This window comes from Legionella moravica DSM 19234 (genome assembly GCF_000423305.1).
Lineage (GTDB): Bacteria > Pseudomonadota > Gammaproteobacteria > Legionellales > Legionellaceae > Legionella > Legionella moravica.
Map to the genome: position 1 here is coordinate 128,942 of NZ_AUHS01000011.1, position 15,652 is coordinate 144,593.

A 15,652-nucleotide genomic window follows, 5' to 3' on the forward strand; every position below is an offset into this window, starting at 1 on the left:
CTTAAATTCATTCAAATTTCTTGTCTCAAATAAAAAAATCCTGCTTCATGGCTTTCTTAACAAGGTTTAGTGTTTCATTTGCGACTTCATTTGCCTTGATTGTTCCCTGTTGTAAAATGCTTAGAATTTCTTTTGGATGAGCCGCATACTCTTGTCGTCTTTGTCGCATAGGTTGTAATATTTGTTCAATGGAGTCGATTAGTTTTCTTTTGCATTCAACGTCACCTATTGTACCGGCTTGATATTTTTGTTTAGCTTCTTCAACCCAGTCTTTATCTAGTGTAAATGCATCATGAAAAATCCACAGAGGGTTATTCTCAATAGTGCCTTTGTCCGTAGCGCTTAACCGATTCGGATCAGTGTACATGCCCATGATTTTCTTTTGTACAGTCTTGCTGTCATCTGATAATAAGATGGCATTATTAAGCGATTTACTCATTTTTAATAAACGCCCCTCATCATTAGGTCCACCAGTACCCACTAATTTTTTTACCCTTCCAAGTTTCGCATTTACAATCGGTAACAATCCCCCTAGTGCTAAATTTTCATCGTCAGTCGCATGAGAGTCCACACTACAATAGAGTTGGTTGAACCGTCTAGCAACTTCACGGGTCATTTCAAGATGAGCAATTTGGTCTTCCCCAACAGGAACAATTTCAGGACGAAACGCCAATATATCAGCGACTTGTCCCACAGAATATAATGGAAATCCAAAAGAATAACTTTCGCCTAATTGCTTATCTCTGATCTCATCTTTAATCGTTGGATTGCGCATCACTCGAGCAAAAGGAATTAACATACTAAAGAGAAATGTTAACTCGGAAATGGCTGGCACCTCAGATTGTATAAAAATATTGCTTTTGTTAGGATCTATACCCGCAGCTAAGTAATCCAAGGTGATATCCAATACACTTTGTCTTATGTCACTGGGGCGCTCATGTCGAGTTGTGAACGCATGCATATTGGCTAACAAAAAGAAGCAATCATAATCATCTTGCAGTTGCACACGATTTTCTAATGAGCCAACCCAATGACCAAGATGTAACTGTCCTGTCGGAGTGTCGCCTGTTAGTAATATTTTTTTGCTTGCCATTTACTTTACGCCCCCCAGATAAAAAGGCACATTATATAAGGTTATCACTACGTAGACTATTTATCTGTGCAAAATTCGCTATATTCATCCAATGATTTTGAAACATAATTTTGATAAGACTTTAATGTGTATCAATAACTATATTTGATACATTCTTAGCATAACCTATGATAGCATCCCCCAACTTTAACGCATAAATTAAGCGGCAACCTCCAGATTACTACAACCTATAACTTTTTAAGAATATGGCTTAAGAGAATTGATTCATGAATGACTTTACTACCCCCGTTACTATCTCACTGAACGAGATTTCTACACAACAAATTAATAGTCTGAAACAAAATGGATATTGTTATGTAAAAATAAATCAAGAGGCAGAGTTAAATCTAATACGACTTTTAGAAGTTGGACACCGGTTTTTCAATCAAACTGAAAACTTAAAACTACTGTCTGCTTTTACTGATGAAAAATCTGAAGGTTTCCAAAATTGTGAAGAAAAAAATATGGTTCTGCAGCGCTATGCCTACAGAGGTGGTCCATTAACTGAACCATTATTGATTGAACAATCGACTATGGATAACGTAAAAGAACAATTAAAATCTCAAGTAGCTTCTGTTTTAATAAAAAAAATATTTGATCAAGGAGGCATTAGTAAATACTGCCCGGAGGTATTAAATAATTGTTCACCTACTTTAGTATACAACTTCTATAAGTATTCTCTTTCTGAACCTAAAAATAAATTAGTAGCGCATAAAGACATCACGCTCCTTACAATGATTTTTTCATCTGAGCCGGGTCTTGAAGTTTATAATAATGGAATGTGGCATAGTATAGTGCCTAAATCAGGTCATATAGTATTAATAATAGGGAAAATCCTAGAAGTAATTACAGGCGGAGAATATTCATCTGTTTTGCATAGAGTTAGTCCCCCTTTGTGTCGAGACCGTTTGTCTGTGTCAGTTTATTTAAAACTTGAACCCCATTTTTCGCTTGTAGATTACAAAAACAATAAATATATAAATCAAAACCAAAATGAATACATTAAAGAAAATCTCCAGGACGGGCTTTTACGAGAATAAGAATAGTAAGCGTATTAGCTTACCACCAGTAATCGAAACAATTACAGAAGCATAGAACGATTGTGCATTTCGATTGGGCAACATTTGTTCAATGATTGAAGTAGTGAATTAGTCTGTTAATTTGATTTAACAAGTTGGGCCCATGTTTTGTCTTTGAATAGGATCAAACCAATGCAAAGGCAAATAATTCCCATCCCACCACAAAGCAACCATATACCGTCACCAGACCTGTATTGATACGCCATACTGCCTAATATCGGGCCTGTAACATTAGCAAAAGCGTAGACAGCTTGATAAAGTCCCATATGAGTGGCTTTATTATCGTCTTTAGCTCTGTTGTACAATAGGGTCTGTAGAATTGGGAACGTTAATATCTCCCCAGTTGTCCAAATAAAACAGGATATTATTGCCAGAAAATATGAGCTACCCATAATAAGTAGGTACATGCCAAAACCAATAAGAAATGACCCAATAGCGGCGCTAACAAAAAGATTATATTTGCTAGCGAGATCAACAATAACGACCTGAAACAGGACAATCAGCAGAGTGTTAATCAAAAAAATACTGCTGAATCCCTGTTCATCAAGGTAATACTTATTGCGCATGTATATAGGATAATTCACCCATAACTGAGAAAATGTTAATGTTGCTAATAATAGTAACAGGTAAATCCAGAAGAACCCTTTGTTTTCGAAAAAGAGGGGAAGAGTCAACAATTTCTGCTGTTTTGTTTTTAGTACAGTGCTGTTATTCCGCACCACATTTAATTCTCTATTATTCGTTTTCAATAACAACAATATAATCGCGGAAAGCAGAAATGCTGTACCATTGAATATGAATAAAATTTGATAACTCAATTTCGCTAAAATACCTCCGATAACAACAGCGATACCCATTCCTAGATTGGCCATCATAAAACGTACGCTATTCACTCTAGCTCTCTGATCTTCTTCACATTGTTTCATTAACCAAATGCGATTCGCTGGAATAAATGATGAGTTCGCAGCCCCCATAACACTAGTCACACATAGTAAGGAATAAAAATCTTTGCAAAGAAGTATTGACATCAAAGCAATCGAATTTAATATTAACGAGCAAATGGAAACGGTTTTTGGCGTATATTTTTCACATAAGCGACCACTAAGATATGCACCGAATATTGCCCCAACGCTAAATAAGCTGATTAGCTCACTTGCCTCCGTAATACTGAGTCCCAAATCAGAAACGAAATAAAGAGATAGGAACAACATTGCCATTGTACCAAATGAATTCACAAAAACGGCAACCATACCCCACCATACTGGCATTGATAACTTGCCGCCACTGCTACCACGATATATTTTGGTTATATTGCTAATCCAGTTCATACTCAACATCCTATAATCCAAATGATTAAATAGAGGGCCGTACAGGTTTTGCCAGCAACAGGTGATGAAATTTTGGTTTTACCTGAAAAATTTATAGCAATTTGCCCCATGATTAATGTTCTGCTATTTCTCATTTCAATATTAGGCATAATGTATACTACTATTGCAGATAGCCTTGATTTACCTGCTTATGCTTTAATCATAAAATAAATAATGATGTTATAGCAGGGTATATTATGAAGGATGTAGAACCTTTACGTAAGCCTATGTAGCAAGTTACCAACTTTATACTCCAGTATATGATGAGATCTTCATAGCATAATGACTACCTTTTATTTGGTTGATAATACTTTTATGAATTCTTGTGTATTTATAAAAATACTAGGCGGTATGTGTTTCCAAAAAAGATTATTTATAAATAATGCATTCGCAATGACCAGTAAAACATGGATTAAGCCTAGAGTTCTACCAAATTGCTTACCAATTCTATATAGGGGAAGAGCAAGTAACTTTATTTGAAGCATAAATATCAATATTACTGTTACTAGAAGCATAAGATTTAGCGTTGCTCCTAATTCTTCGTGCGTGAAGACACTACTATTAATTCCTATTAAAAGAGGGATTATTATAAGAATATAAGAGAGGGATAAAACTCTAAAGACTCGCCAAAATATACCAGCCTCATAAAAGGTATGAGTCTTTATTTTATAAATAAATCCAATGCTTTTGCACAACCCCCAATGAAAAAGCACTATTACTGCAGCAATAAGAAATGTATTGGCTATTAATAAAAGCATGATTGGAATAATATTAAAAACTTTAAAAGGATCATATTTAAAGTATGTGGGGAATAGGCTGATGCAAACAAAGACTAAGATGTTTATAAGTCCTAGGCTGTAAATGAAATCGAGAAAATCAAACTCATAAGCTGCTATGGGATATTGGGTAATATCTGGTTTTTTGTAAACATCCAAGTGCCGTTTTATAAAAGCAATATGCTCTAGCCGACCAAGGGCTACTTTAACTGGTTTCGCAAATTCCATTGTAATTCTCCGTAATGTCTTAATGTAAAACCGATACTATTCAATACAGCTAGCAATAAACTTAGTGAAGGGAACAATATTCTGATTAACACTAGCTTGTTCAAGTGCTTCCATATACTCATTTCTTCTCTCCACAGGAATAATAGTCCATGGATAATAGCCACTTGCTAGCATAACATTCATCAGAAAACGTCCAATTCTGCCATTACCATCTGAATAAGGGTGGATATAAACAAAAAAGAAATGTCCGAGAACAACTCTAACAGCAGGCTCCTTTTCCTGAATTATTAACTGAAAAAACTCTTCCATTAGTTCACTAACAATTTGCCAACGTGGAGGAATATGTTTGGATTGACGTATAAATTCAGGACTTCGTCTATATCCTGCCAGATCAGTTGGTTTTAAAAGCCCTACAGCAACGCTAGGTTGAAATAATTCTCTATACCAATCCCCATGTTCTTTTTGTATTATTTTTCCGGGGCTGTCTCCATTCAATATTTCCATAAGGCTCTTTTTTACTGCTTGGAATGCTTGCCAATATCCACGGGCAGCTAATGCACTGCGGTGATTTCGATCTTGTTCTGTAGCATCGGGATTCCATTGTCCAGAACGAACTTTTTCAATTAAGTCGCGGCTTACTTGATAACCTTCAATAGATAGAGAATGGTAAGCGTCCGAGATGTACTTTTCATCTACCTGTTCTATATATTTTTTAATATCGATTGTTGTAAGACGAGGTTTAGGAAAGTTTTCTCGAACTACATCGCGCATCTCATGCCACATAACTTTCAAACGACTTCGGTACGCTGGCTTATAAGTTGCGGAGAAATCTATCGGTGTATTTGTTAAAAAAGGATCTTCTTCTCGTATTTGATAACCGGCACTCTCCATGGTTTTTTTGATCTCTTCTGCCACGTGAGATTTGCCAATATTTTGAAGTGCGCCACAAATCCTTCCTGCTATCCAAGAATGTCCTTCTTCTAATAAATAATGCAGAAAATCAGATGCACTATTAAACATTGATAAAACTGAGCGTGCTTCAGTAGGATATTGAGAAAAAAATTTAGGTGAACAATAGAGCAATGCTGGCACTATTGCATAAATTCGCATGTCCTGCTTAATCTCTATATCCTGAGTCGATGGCATTTTGTATTGTACTGAAAATAAGGCCGTATTATGAGGCAACTCCATATTACGATTTGTTCCGTTGGGGCTGCGTATCATGAGTTGTTTAGGCACAGTCCAATTTTCTGAATGAAGAAGTAAAGATTGTTCTGGGGAAAGGCACCATTCGTCACCAAATCGTTCATTTAAATATGAAGCACAAAAACTCCAGAAAGAAGCATACCAAGCCGTACTTTCGCCTTTTTGTTCATCAGGTTTTATAGGTACATACCAACCTTTTACAACCTCTTCTAAAAATGCATTTTCTACAAGTCGCTCTCTATGAGTACGACTTATATCTTTTGATTGGATAGCGTACTTACCTTGCTTTTGTAGATTGTGTAAAACTTCTAGTGATTCCGCTAGCTTTTCTGAAGGTTTCATAATATTTCAATTTATAGTTGTATGTGGAAATTATAGTATATTATGTTGTGGAAATCATAGTTTATTGTGTTGTTGAGATTATAGTTTATTCGGTTGCGGAAGTTATAGTTTATTGCGTTATTAAATAGATGAAAACATTAAAAATAATTATTAAACATATGGTTAAATTCGTCCAATATGGATTTTAAGTCCGTCTAATATTGAATATAAATGATTTTTTTCATTGAGGACCTTGTAAGAAATGCCTGGGACTGTTGGGACAGGTGGGGCATCCAAGCCATTACTGAGCTAGACTGGTCCCTCGCCTATTTTGCAACCTTGGGACGTATGGGACACTGATAGTTCTGCATTTAAGTTATAATATCAAAAGCTATGATAAATTCGCGATTCGCGAATTGCGAATTTATGACATGTTATATTTCATTTTTAGTATCAATCAATATCGTTCGATAACACATCTTTGAAATTGATCTTTTGTGCTTGACATTCTTTGAGGGAATACGAGATACTTTTTCCAAGCTTAAGGAGTAAGCCCGATGTTCCAATGTAGGCAATTGGAAGTCAAAGGATTAGGAGAAAAGAATATCAATCAATTGTCCAGGGTGATACTAGATGATGCGTTGAGTTCTGTTCAAGGAAGATACATCTCGGCATTTGGCTGAGGAGTAAACAATTGAGGAATGTCCTATGACTTTAAAAAAACCATCCCGTTTACATCTATTAAACGAATTTGAATCTGCGCCACATTCAGCGTTTTTTAATCAACAAACGATTGCTGCGGTATTAAGCTGCTCCACTCAGTTACTTGAACGTAACCGTTGGTCGGGTGGTGGTGTTCCTTATTTAAAAATCGGTCGTAACGTGTTGTACCGAAAAAGCGATGTGGTGAATTTTCTCCAACGACAAAAAATTTATTACTCAACCAGTGACGAAGGTCAGTTACAGCTCGTTGAGAACGCATAAATTTAAAATTCGTCAGAATGAATTTGATTCATTCTAATGGTTCACTGCTGTTTGGAGAATAATCTATGTCACAAAATCATGTTATTGAATTAGCAAATACACTAAAGCAGCGTCCAATTGTATGCGACTATGCCGGTGGTCGCTTTCGGTTAACTAGTGGGGGGCTAACTTTTATAGGTATTGATAAGGATTGCGCTCCTTCACCACCGTGGATATATGCACCATTGCATGTCGTTGCCAAAACTCGAGATGCTCAGAGCGGCGAATGGGGTCGTTTGCCAGAATGACAGGATGATGATGGGGTAACTCATCAGTGGGCGAGGCCATTGGCTTTATTGTAGGGTGATGCCTACGATGTAAGGCGAGAGCTGGCAAAATTAGAATCGAGTATTTCACCTAATAGAACAGCTCGCGATTTATTAGCCTCTATTTACTGGTTTTCCCGGTAGATACTCGTGCACGATGTGTTGATAAACTGGGTTGGGATGGGGATGTCTTTGTAACAGTTGCTCAATGTATTAGGAACTCAAAAGAAATGATTGTATTCCATAGTACCAATGCTACTGAGCCGGCTGTGTTCGTTAAGGGCAGTGTTGAAGAATGGCGCGACTCAATAGGTCGGCTGGATTCCAGCAACTCAAGATTGGTATTTAGTATTTAAATAGTACAAATATATAAGTCCAATTGGCGCAATGAATATTGCTCCAGCCCAGCATAGAGTTATTGTAAATGTTTTGATTAAGAGCAACAATAATGCATTTACTATAAACATATTATTGCCTAGTATAAAGTTAACAAAACTCTCATAAATAAAACGAGAATAGGGATATAAAATTGTATTTATAATACAATAAAATATGGCATTAATCGGAAACGAATGCCCCTTTAACATTATAAGAAAAAAAATTACAGGAAAAATTAACCCGAAAGTTAAATGCCGAAAATAATTTTCGAGTGGAATACCTGCAAATGTTTTAAGCCAAAAGTTACGCATTTTTTTCCATAAACCACATTTTAAAACCAAATTTTATATAAATTAAAGATCAAAAGCTAGTGTCTTGGTAATCAGCTTCAGAAAATGCATGATGCGCAAAATAGTAGTGGGTTTCTTGGGATTTACGGTATCAAGTGTAACCGATTGATTTTACTGGCTTTAATTGGTGGGCCCACTAGGACTTGAACCTAGGACCAACGGATTATGAGTTATATGTGATTAACAATTGCCCATCAATATCAGCAAATAACAATAATTTAATCAGGAGGTTAACTTAAAACAGTTGTTCTTGTCTATTGTGGATTATTGTCACTTTTTATCTCTGAGTGCCCCACCAGTGCCCCATGAATTCAACTGATATTTTTAAGAAGAACTATTAAGCTCAGAAATTAATTCTTTTTTCATGTCTAGAGTACAACCACCATTAAAATATATTTGCCAACTACCAGTGTTATTTTTTTCCTGAATCTTATCAACTAGCCAATCTTCAGTATTATCTTGGATAATTTCTGTACTAAATATTTTTTTGCTTTGTTTGTTATAGTATATGTCGCGATTAAAATGATATTGAAAGTTATTTGAATTTAAAATTTCCTTTTTAGTTTTCATAACCTCTCCATTGTAGTGCACTTTCCTATGTTATGATTATAGAGCAAATAGATTAAGTGACTTACACCCATATAATCATTGACCAATTTTAGCGATATAAATTATCAAGGATTATAAATTTTGTTATATATAGGGAGATAAGTAACTTCAATATTAGCAAATAACTTAAGTACACCGTCATCAATTCTACTTCTTACAGAGAAAAAAACATGTTGTTTTTCTTTTACCCAACCAAGAGCTACAATCTCATTCTCATCTTCAGGAACTTTTTTAAGCACCATACCTTCGCCATATTTATCTCTAAGCTTTTCTAAAATCTCATTAATTTCTTCTTTACTATCTGTAGAATAGGATAGGCTATATCCATATAGACTATTATCTAAAAAGTAATAACCTACATAAAAACTTTTGCTGTATTCTGGTAAAAACAATGAATTTTGCAATATCATCACAACTTTCTCGGCATTATGAGTTGAACTTGGAGCTGGTTGTATTACTCCTCTCTCACCATCCATATCTGGCGGGATAAAACCTCCTCCCCACTTTGTGTTACCTTCACCATTAGCATGCTTAACTTCCTGTTCAGACATTCCCCATTTTGAATTTAAGATAGCTTTTGAAGAATTATTAGATATATAGGCATAGCAAAAAACTATTAAAGTTGCGATTATAATTAAACTGAGGGTTATAATTAATTTGTTCTTTGTCCAGTTCACTCCTTCTGATATCCACCAAAGGCAACTTATTATAATCACTGGCAAAATGCCCAATATTAAAAATATAACCACACCTGTCATTACACTTTCAACATTTGCGAAAAATAGGGAAATAAGCATAGAACCAAATAGCCATAAAATTCCGAAAGATATACCTATCCTTTGTCTCAGAGGTAAACTTCGCATAATTCATTCCTTTTATATAAATTTTGTCCCTATCCCCTTTATAAAATATAGTAGATACGCTGGTGTAATGAAAAGAAATGTAACCAATGTCCGCTGATAACTACTGTCATTACTAGGTTTTTTATGATCTAATCAATGAAGGTTGACACTATACACGCGCACGTCATGGACTCTGGATTTATGTAGGAATAGGAGGGTAAATATGGTTGCATTGTATTTTGATAAAAACTTTAATGTCCGCATTTCATTATTTGCTAATTCTCCGAAAACTCGACGATCTGAAAGGGGAACATGTAATGCTAAAACCAGAAAAAATACTCTATGTCATGCTCCGTCTGTTTGGGACAACCTTAGAGATAGAGCTATAAACGGACGTTGTAAATTGCATGGTGGTCTGTCAACCGGCCCTAAAACCGAGTCTGGTCGACAAGCAATAAGAGAAAGTAATCGGAGGCGTAAAAAATAGAGTTGAATATTGGGCAAGACCCAAATATTTATCAATCGTTTTTTGTGAATTTAGAATATTCTACAAACCTTCTAGCCTTATCATTTTGGGCTTGTAAATATTGTAGTGTCGCTTTATGAAACCAAAAGGAAAAACCACCTTCCCAACCAGTATTTCGTTGCTTGTCACAGTTCCATAGGCAATCCATGCCTTGTAATTGCTCTAATTGATCAGGTTTAAGTACCATACCACTCTCTTGTTGCCTCAATAATTTTTCTTTACTTTTATTTCGCCAAACTGAAAAACAATTATCAGCTAAATCACTGATCGCCCCTGTTCCTTTATTATCTAATTTGCCAGGTGGCTGTGATTCATCAGCGCCTTTTCGAGGATGGACAACTACATGAATATGACAGTTATGTTGATTTTTAAAATCACATAGTTGTTCAATAAACGTCTTTTGCGCTTTGTAGTCGTCTTCAGATATATCAAGTTTCATTAGTGAGTCAATTACAAAGACATCTATCCCATATCTCTGACGAGCATAAAGAAAAACATCTAGTAATCGTTTTGATTTGGCTGTTCCAACTAAATCAAATATCCATAGTTTATCTTGATACCATTCATGGATTGCTTGAATATATTCTTTCGTAGGGGTGGATAGTGCCCCAGCTTGTCTAGTTAACCTCATTAATAGCTGTTTAGGTTTCAATTCAAGGCTGGCGATACAAACCTTAGCACCTTGCTGCATGCAGCTTAAAATAATTTGGCCCAGAAACTGACTTTTTCCATGTCCATTTATCCCTGTCCATATAGAAAGCTCTTCTGGCCTGAATAAAATTGAATCTTTTACTTTTCCCCATGGTGAAAAGTACCCAAGAGGGGTATTGGGGGACGGATAAAATTGCTCAATTACCTCATCCAGAAAGAGATATGCAGATTTCAGCTCGTCAGGATCGCAAGTTCGAGCCTCTTTAAAATATTGCTTTATTTCATCTCGCTGGATATTTGCAAGTAGACATTCATTTGGATCTTTGTAGGGTAGTTTTACAATTCGACATCGGTGTCTACCTAAACGTTCTACAAGTTCCGCGACAGCTAAATGTCCCTCTCTATCATCATCAAAGCATAGAAAAATTTCATCGAAAATACTTAACCGATCATATTCTGATTCAATCCAACGTTGCTTGTTACCGCTACCACCTCCGAATGGGACCGATAGGGCAGGTATGCCATATTGATATAAAGTCATTGCATCTATTTCACCTTCACAGATAGTCACAGATCTTGTGGTGTCTGAAATTAAATGCCAGCCAAACAGACAAGGCTCACAGCTGCCTTCTACAGATATGATTTTTTTATTATTGGGGCGATATAAATCAAGATATTTGACAAAAAAAAGCTGATTATCGCGCCAATAGGGAAAAACAATTTGGTTATTTCGTGCCCCAATTCTAAAGGCCTTAATTGTTTCAAAATGTAATTTTCTTTTCTCTATTAGATATTGTTTGGCTTCGGATGAAGCATCATGTATTTCTTTATAGTTTTGTTTGGGTTTAATGTAATTTGGTTGTTTATATACAACAAAGCTGGGTTGAGATATACCTAGATAAAGGGATGATTCTTTCATTGCATTAGCGATGTTTATTCTTTTGGTTTTAGCCCACAAATCAATTAGGTCACCACTGTCACCATTTGCGAAATCACACCATACACCAGATTTTTCACCATTAAGATGTACTTTTAATGATTTCCCAGTATCTCCATTAATATTCCCTGCACACCATTCACTGCCAATTTTTTTTCCATTTGGTAATAGTAAACGTGCAATTTCTTCAGCCCGTTGAGCTAATAATTTTGATATTTCTTTGGGCATCATGATTAAATTACTCCTTTCATAAACTCAGGTAATGAGCAATTAAGATCGTTATTACCTAGTAACTTGTTATTGCTAGTATTAATGAAATTTTCAATATGTGTTGAGTCACGTAATATTAATTCAATATCATTGTAAATCTGACCAGCATTATTTTTCCCCATGTGGAATGGTGATTTGCTACAACCATCTATTGCTTTTTTTAGCTCTATCTTGGTGTAACTATTTAATGCATTTTTTATTCGTTGTTCGCGTTTCTTATCCATTTTTGCTTTTGGGTGATTCATTACCTCTTGCCAATAGCTAAAAATTTCTTTTATGTCAGATATGATATTTGTTTTGGGCTTAGAATCAGAATCTGTTGATGTGGATTTTTTGATGATATTACTATTGTTATTAGAAGTGCCTTTGGCACTGAGGGGGAGTGCTTTCTGCACTTGGAGGTAAGTGCTACCTGCATCTGGGTGCTGTGGGCACTGGGTGGACATTGCACTGGGTTGTTCGATAATATTTAAATTAAAAGCGTACTGATTATTACGTCCTAAAATTCTAGTAATCTTTAGCAATCCTTTATTTTCAAGAGCTTTTATTGCTCTTTTGATTGAATCAACTGATAGGCTACAATCATTTGCAAGAGATGGTATTGAAGGATAACAGCTTGATTTTTTCCCCATATAGCTGGCTAAAAAGAACATAACCAATTTTTCATGTGCATGTAGGTTATAGTCACCAGATTTTCTGTGACGTAAAAAACGATCTATGGTAATTTGTGATTGCATAGTTTTTTCATCCCAATAAGGCGGATGCTTGCAAAGTGGTTTTATAAGTATAAAACTGACTGAGTTTCGTTACTCATATCGACTCGCAAGCATTCAGCTCTTATTTGTCATCTATTGTTTTGATAATGTTCTTAAGCTCATGTAAATTTTGTCTTATTAACGTAATACCTGGGTTATTTTCGCAATATGAATTTGCTATTTGCAGGGCTTGTATAAGACTTTTAACGCAGCATCTCAATCGATTAATATCAATGGACTGTATAGAAACGGAATTGTTCACTATGGAGTCTCCTTTCTGCCACGGTAAAGATATAGACCTATACGATGAACTGCCCCGTTATTGTCAGTCTGATAAACCCAATGAGTATCAATTAAATATCCTTTTTTTCTTAACTCTAATACCCGTCCACTTGGATGAGGGATTCCATATTTATCACGAGCTTCAAAGGTAGATAATGTGGGTGAATTTTTAAAATGCTTTAATATTCTTTTATGTTGTGCTAGTAATGAGTTGTCATAAGTAGGCTTTCTTTTAAGGTTGCCCAGATTTTCTGGGCTGCTTTTCTTCTCCATGATTATTTCCCTTTTCCTTGACTTGCAATCCATTCAAAAAATGCTGCTTCGTCAATAAGCACACGTTTGCCAACTTTTACGACTACGTTTTCAAAGCCATTTGTTTTTTTGTTGAAAATCAAATTGCGTAATGCCGCAATAGATGGCCAATCGTGATACCTATCCCAATGGGGTACCGGAATGTAATGAGGGTGTTTTTTGCTGAATGATGGTTCTTCTTTAATCATCATACTGACTCCTACTGGTTAAGGTTAATGCAGCGTTATTGCCGTTAGTCAGTAAGATGTCATATTATTTGTAGTTAAAAAATTCAGGTAATTAGGGTGATTTTTAATAAAAAAATACCCTAATTTTAGAGGCCATAATATATGGGAAAGTTTTGGAAATAGGGGTAAAAAATTATTTTGGTAATAATAGGTTGTTACCCAAACAACGCTTGTAGTCGTTTTAAATCCTCACACTTATTTCCTTTTACCCCATTTTGGAATTTAAATTCTGTGCAACTCAAATAGTTTTCAGCTATTGTTGATGGGCTAGTATTAAAAATTTTAGGATATAATTTTTTTAAAATTATAATGAATCCTTTTTTTGGAGTGGGCATCTTATTTTTATCAATAAATATGTTGTGCTTTTGGGCTGTGATAATTAATTCATTGATGGCACTGATCATATCTTTTAATTTTTGCTCTGATTTTTTCGTTTTTGGAGGGTTGGAGCTTTGCCGATTACATTTATTGATAACTTCTTTTTTCTCGGAAGAGGGGGCGGTGATGTTTAAAATGAATAAATTTACTGGAGGTGGTTCCTTTTGTGTTTTTGAAGGTAGATCTATATTTAATTGAGTTTTAGAAAAATTTTCTGGTTCGTAATCACTTAGCAATTTCTGTCTGGTTTGGCTAGCACTTATAAAATTTTGAAGATCCGTAGGAGCATTAAATGATGGACTATTTATCTTTATGTTTTTTGATAAATTTTTTATAAAATCGACTTTAGGTATTACACAAATTGCTTCTAATTGTTTTTTTGTATTTTCAGCGGATTTTGCAAAATACTCTGCTACAGCAAGACTAGCGTGCATTGACTCCAATGCTTTTGTAACTAACATAGTATGTCCTTATATATTATTGTTAAAAATCTTCTCATTCATACTGGCTACCACTTTGCTGGTGTGTGCATCAGACAAGTGGGCATAACGTTTAACCATTTGCAAAGTTTTATGACCCAAAATTTCAGCTATTTCGGCAAGGCTTGCTCCATTCATGACTAGATATGATGCACAGCTATGTCGTAAGTCATGCCATCGAAAATCAGCTATTTCTGCTCTTAGTAATGCATTTTCAAAGGGAGTGCGGAGATCAATGGATTTTTGGAAGTTATGACTGGGAAAAACAAAATCGCAGTTTACATGGCGGACTTTCGCATGCTCTTTCATTAATTCAAGAGCATGGCCAGCTAGGGGTAATACCCTACGTTCACCATTCTTAGTTTCGTGAAGCACGATAATGCCACGATTTAAATCAACATCTTTCCAACGTAAGCCTAAAATTTCCATTTTTCGGCCTCCAGTGGATAAAGCTAATACAACAGCTATGTATAAGTATGGACTTTCGCTGTTTTTACACTCAGATAATAATTTTGCTCGTTCCTCATCGGATAAAAATCTCACGCGACCACTTGGTTCTCTAGGCTTTGTGACTTTACGAAGTGGGTTTTCATCGACCCATCCCCATTCTTTTACTGCAATGGTATAGGCATGAGATAGGGCAGCCAAATAACGTACAACAGTAGATGGTGATCGTAATTCATTGCGAGAAGTTGTTCCTGCTGCTAATTCATCTCTTTTTTCAGCTATCAATGCAGGTGATATCTCAGCTAAGCTATATTCTCCTAATTCTTGCTTCCACCAATTCAGATGGAGAATGGTATTTTTGCTGTTTTTAGGTTTTTTAGGGATAAACTCTTTGATATATCTGTTAATCATTTCTGCGAGAGTTCTGCGTTTAGCTTCGCTTGTTTTGAAATGCCGACCTTCACGGATTGCTGATTCCGTTTGTTGTACCCATTTCCTAGCATCTGTTAGTCGTTCAAAAGTTGCTGTTTGTACAGGAAAACCTTTGAGTCTAATTTTTACTCGGTAGGATGTTTTACCATCTTGCGCTGATCTCTTCTCAATACTAGCCATAACAATTAATAAAAAATAAAAACACACTACAACAGTCAAATTATTAAGTCAAGATTTATCCATATTGAGCCTTTATTATTCATTGAGAATTGCAAGACATAACTAAAACACAAGGAGTCATATGAATATTAATCATATTGAAATTTTCAATAAGTGATTATATTTACAAGGAATAATTAATATTTTAATTTATCATGGG

Annotated in this window: 16 protein-coding genes and 1 pseudogene; 5 read left to right on the forward strand and 12 right to left on the reverse strand. The window is 35.4% G+C overall.

Features of this window, described 5'->3' with window-relative positions:
- Positions 1 to 25: 25 nt before the first annotated feature.
- Positions 26 to 1,093 (reverse strand): tryptophan--tRNA ligase, encoded by a 1,068-nt coding sequence (trpS, locus tag G543_RS0103050; protein WP_028383222.1) that lies wholly within the window; start codon positions 1,091 to 1,093, stop codon positions 26 to 28.
- A gap of 266 nt (positions 1,094 to 1,359) precedes the next feature.
- Between trpS and G543_RS0103055 the strand changes: the two genes are divergently transcribed.
- Complete coding sequence (locus G543_RS0103055) at positions 1,360 to 2,172, forward strand: 2OG-Fe(II) oxygenase family protein (RefSeq protein WP_028383223.1); 813 nt, start codon at positions 1,360 to 1,362, stop codon at positions 2,170 to 2,172.
- A 116-nt stretch (positions 2,173 to 2,288) separates the two neighbouring features.
- On the opposite strand, the gene G543_RS0103060 is transcribed toward G543_RS0103055, so the two are convergent.
- From G543_RS0103060 to G543_RS0103075, 3 genes are all read right to left on the reverse strand, one after another.
- A complete protein-coding gene (locus G543_RS0103060) occupies positions 2,289 to 3,539 on the reverse strand; it encodes an MFS transporter (RefSeq protein ID WP_035921291.1) in 1,251 nt (416 codons plus the stop codon).
- A gap of 332 nt (positions 3,540 to 3,871) precedes the next feature.
- Positions 3,872 to 4,582: a hypothetical protein gene (locus G543_RS0103070; RefSeq protein WP_028383225.1), complete on the reverse strand. Its 711-nt coding sequence runs from the start codon at positions 4,580 to 4,582 to the stop codon at positions 3,872 to 3,874.
- A gap of 36 nt (positions 4,583 to 4,618) precedes the next feature.
- Positions 4,619 to 6,130, reverse strand: coding sequence for a Fic family protein (locus tag G543_RS0103075; protein ID WP_028383226.1), 1,512 nt, complete (start codon positions 6,128 to 6,130; stop codon positions 4,619 to 4,621).
- A 536-nt stretch (positions 6,131 to 6,666) separates the two neighbouring features.
- On the opposite strand from G543_RS0103075, the gene G543_RS19385 reads away from it, so the two are divergent.
- The 3 genes and pseudogenes from G543_RS19385 to G543_RS18580 form a co-directional block, all read left to right on the forward strand.
- Positions 6,667 to 6,792 carry a hypothetical protein gene (locus tag G543_RS19385; protein WP_274519376.1) on the forward strand — a complete coding sequence of 42 codons (126 nt, stop codon included), beginning with the start codon at positions 6,667 to 6,669 and terminating at the stop codon, positions 6,790 to 6,792.
- A gap of 25 nt (positions 6,793 to 6,817) precedes the next feature.
- The gene (locus G543_RS0103090) at positions 6,818 to 7,093 is read left to right on the forward strand and encodes a hypothetical protein (protein WP_028383227.1); all 276 of its coding nucleotides are present in this window, start codon (positions 6,818 to 6,820) and stop codon (positions 7,091 to 7,093) included.
- Between the two features lie 65 nt (positions 7,094 to 7,158).
- Positions 7,159 to 7,751 (forward strand): annotated as a pseudogene (locus tag G543_RS18580) (DUF927 domain-containing protein); the annotation flags it as partial.
- Positions 7,752 to 8,450: 699 nt separating this feature from the next.
- Here the strand turns inward: G543_RS18580 and G543_RS0103105 are convergent.
- The gene (locus G543_RS0103105) at positions 8,451 to 8,696 is read right to left on the reverse strand and encodes a hypothetical protein (protein WP_028383230.1); all 246 of its coding nucleotides are present in this window, start codon (positions 8,694 to 8,696) and stop codon (positions 8,451 to 8,453) included.
- Between the two features lie 104 nt (positions 8,697 to 8,800).
- Complete coding sequence (locus G543_RS0103110) at positions 8,801 to 9,598, reverse strand: hypothetical protein (RefSeq protein WP_028383231.1); 798 nt, start codon at positions 9,596 to 9,598, stop codon at positions 8,801 to 8,803.
- 202 nt (positions 9,599 to 9,800) lie between these two features.
- Between G543_RS0103110 and G543_RS19525 the strand changes: the two genes are divergently transcribed.
- Complete coding sequence (locus G543_RS19525) at positions 9,801 to 10,064, forward strand: HGGxSTG domain-containing protein (RefSeq protein WP_035921292.1); 264 nt, start codon at positions 9,801 to 9,803, stop codon at positions 10,062 to 10,064.
- A 31-nt stretch (positions 10,065 to 10,095) separates the two neighbouring features.
- Here the strand turns inward: G543_RS19525 and G543_RS0103120 are convergent, their stop codons facing one another.
- The 6 genes from G543_RS0103120 to G543_RS0103145 form a co-directional block, all read right to left on the reverse strand.
- Complete coding sequence (locus tag G543_RS0103120; RefSeq protein WP_028383232.1) at positions 10,096 to 11,922, reverse strand: bifunctional DNA primase/helicase; 1,827 nt, start codon at positions 11,920 to 11,922, stop codon at positions 10,096 to 10,098.
- 2 nt (positions 11,923 to 11,924) lie between these two features.
- Positions 11,925 to 12,698, reverse strand: coding sequence for a helix-turn-helix domain-containing protein (locus tag G543_RS18285; RefSeq protein WP_028383233.1), 774 nt, complete (start codon positions 12,696 to 12,698; stop codon positions 11,925 to 11,927).
- 279 nt (positions 12,699 to 12,977) lie between these two features.
- The gene (locus tag G543_RS16950) at positions 12,978 to 13,271 is read right to left on the reverse strand and encodes a helix-turn-helix domain-containing protein (RefSeq protein ID WP_051190558.1); all 294 of its coding nucleotides are present in this window, start codon (positions 13,269 to 13,271) and stop codon (positions 12,978 to 12,980) included.
- Between the two features lie 2 nt (positions 13,272 to 13,273).
- Positions 13,274 to 13,501, reverse strand: coding sequence for a hypothetical protein (locus G543_RS16955; RefSeq protein WP_035921294.1), 228 nt, complete (start codon positions 13,499 to 13,501; stop codon positions 13,274 to 13,276).
- A gap of 191 nt (positions 13,502 to 13,692) precedes the next feature.
- Positions 13,693 to 14,376 carry a hypothetical protein gene (locus G543_RS0103140; protein WP_028383235.1) on the reverse strand — a complete coding sequence of 228 codons (684 nt, stop codon included), beginning with the start codon at positions 14,374 to 14,376 and terminating at the stop codon, positions 13,693 to 13,695.
- 9 nt (positions 14,377 to 14,385) lie between these two features.
- Entirely contained in the window at positions 14,386 to 15,492 is a 1,107-nt protein-coding gene (locus G543_RS0103145; protein WP_242602597.1) for a tyrosine-type recombinase/integrase, read from the reverse strand.
- Between the last annotated feature and the right edge of the window lie 160 nt (positions 15,493 to 15,652).

Bases quoted from the DNA above. Each gene is read 5' to 3' on its own strand.
- G543_RS0103060 (WP_035921291.1), bottom strand. From the start codon at position 3,539: ATGAACTGGATTAGCAATATAACCAAAATATATCGTGGTAGCAGTGGC.
- G543_RS19525 (WP_035921292.1), top strand. From the start codon at position 9,801: ATGGTTGCATTGTATTTTGATAAAAACTTTAATGTCCGCATTTCATTA.
- G543_RS0103070 (WP_028383225.1), bottom strand. From the start codon at position 4,582: ATGGAATTTGCGAAACCAGTTAAAGTAGCCCTTGGTCGGCTAGAGCAT.
- G543_RS16950 (WP_051190558.1), bottom strand. From the start codon at position 13,271: ATGGAGAAGAAAAGCAGCCCAGAAAATCTGGGCAACCTTAAAAGAAAG.
- G543_RS19385 (WP_274519376.1), top strand. From the start codon at position 6,667: ATGTTCCAATGTAGGCAATTGGAAGTCAAAGGATTAGGAGAAAAGAAT.
- G543_RS18285 (WP_028383233.1), bottom strand. From the start codon at position 12,698: ATGCAATCACAAATTACCATAGATCGTTTTTTACGTCACAGAAAATCT.
- G543_RS0103110 (WP_028383231.1), bottom strand. From the start codon at position 9,598: ATGCGAAGTTTACCTCTGAGACAAAGGATAGGTATATCTTTCGGAATT.
- G543_RS0103090 (WP_028383227.1), top strand. From the start codon at position 6,818: ATGACTTTAAAAAAACCATCCCGTTTACATCTATTAAACGAATTTGAA.
- G543_RS16955 (WP_035921294.1), bottom strand. From the start codon at position 13,501: ATGATGATTAAAGAAGAACCATCATTCAGCAAAAAACACCCTCATTAC.
- G543_RS0103075 (WP_028383226.1), bottom strand. From the start codon at position 6,130: ATGAAACCTTCAGAAAAGCTAGCGGAATCACTAGAAGTTTTACACAAT.
- trpS (WP_028383222.1), bottom strand. From the start codon at position 1,093: ATGGCAAGCAAAAAAATATTACTAACAGGCGACACTCCGACAGGACAG.
- G543_RS0103105 (WP_028383230.1), bottom strand. From the start codon at position 8,696: ATGAAAACTAAAAAGGAAATTTTAAATTCAAATAACTTTCAATATCAT.
- G543_RS0103120 (WP_028383232.1), bottom strand. From the start codon at position 11,922: ATGATGCCCAAAGAAATATCAAAATTATTAGCTCAACGGGCTGAAGAA.
- G543_RS0103055 (WP_028383223.1), top strand. From the start codon at position 1,360: ATGAATGACTTTACTACCCCCGTTACTATCTCACTGAACGAGATTTCT.
- G543_RS0103140 (WP_028383235.1), bottom strand. From the start codon at position 14,376: ATGTTAGTTACAAAAGCATTGGAGTCAATGCACGCTAGTCTTGCTGTA.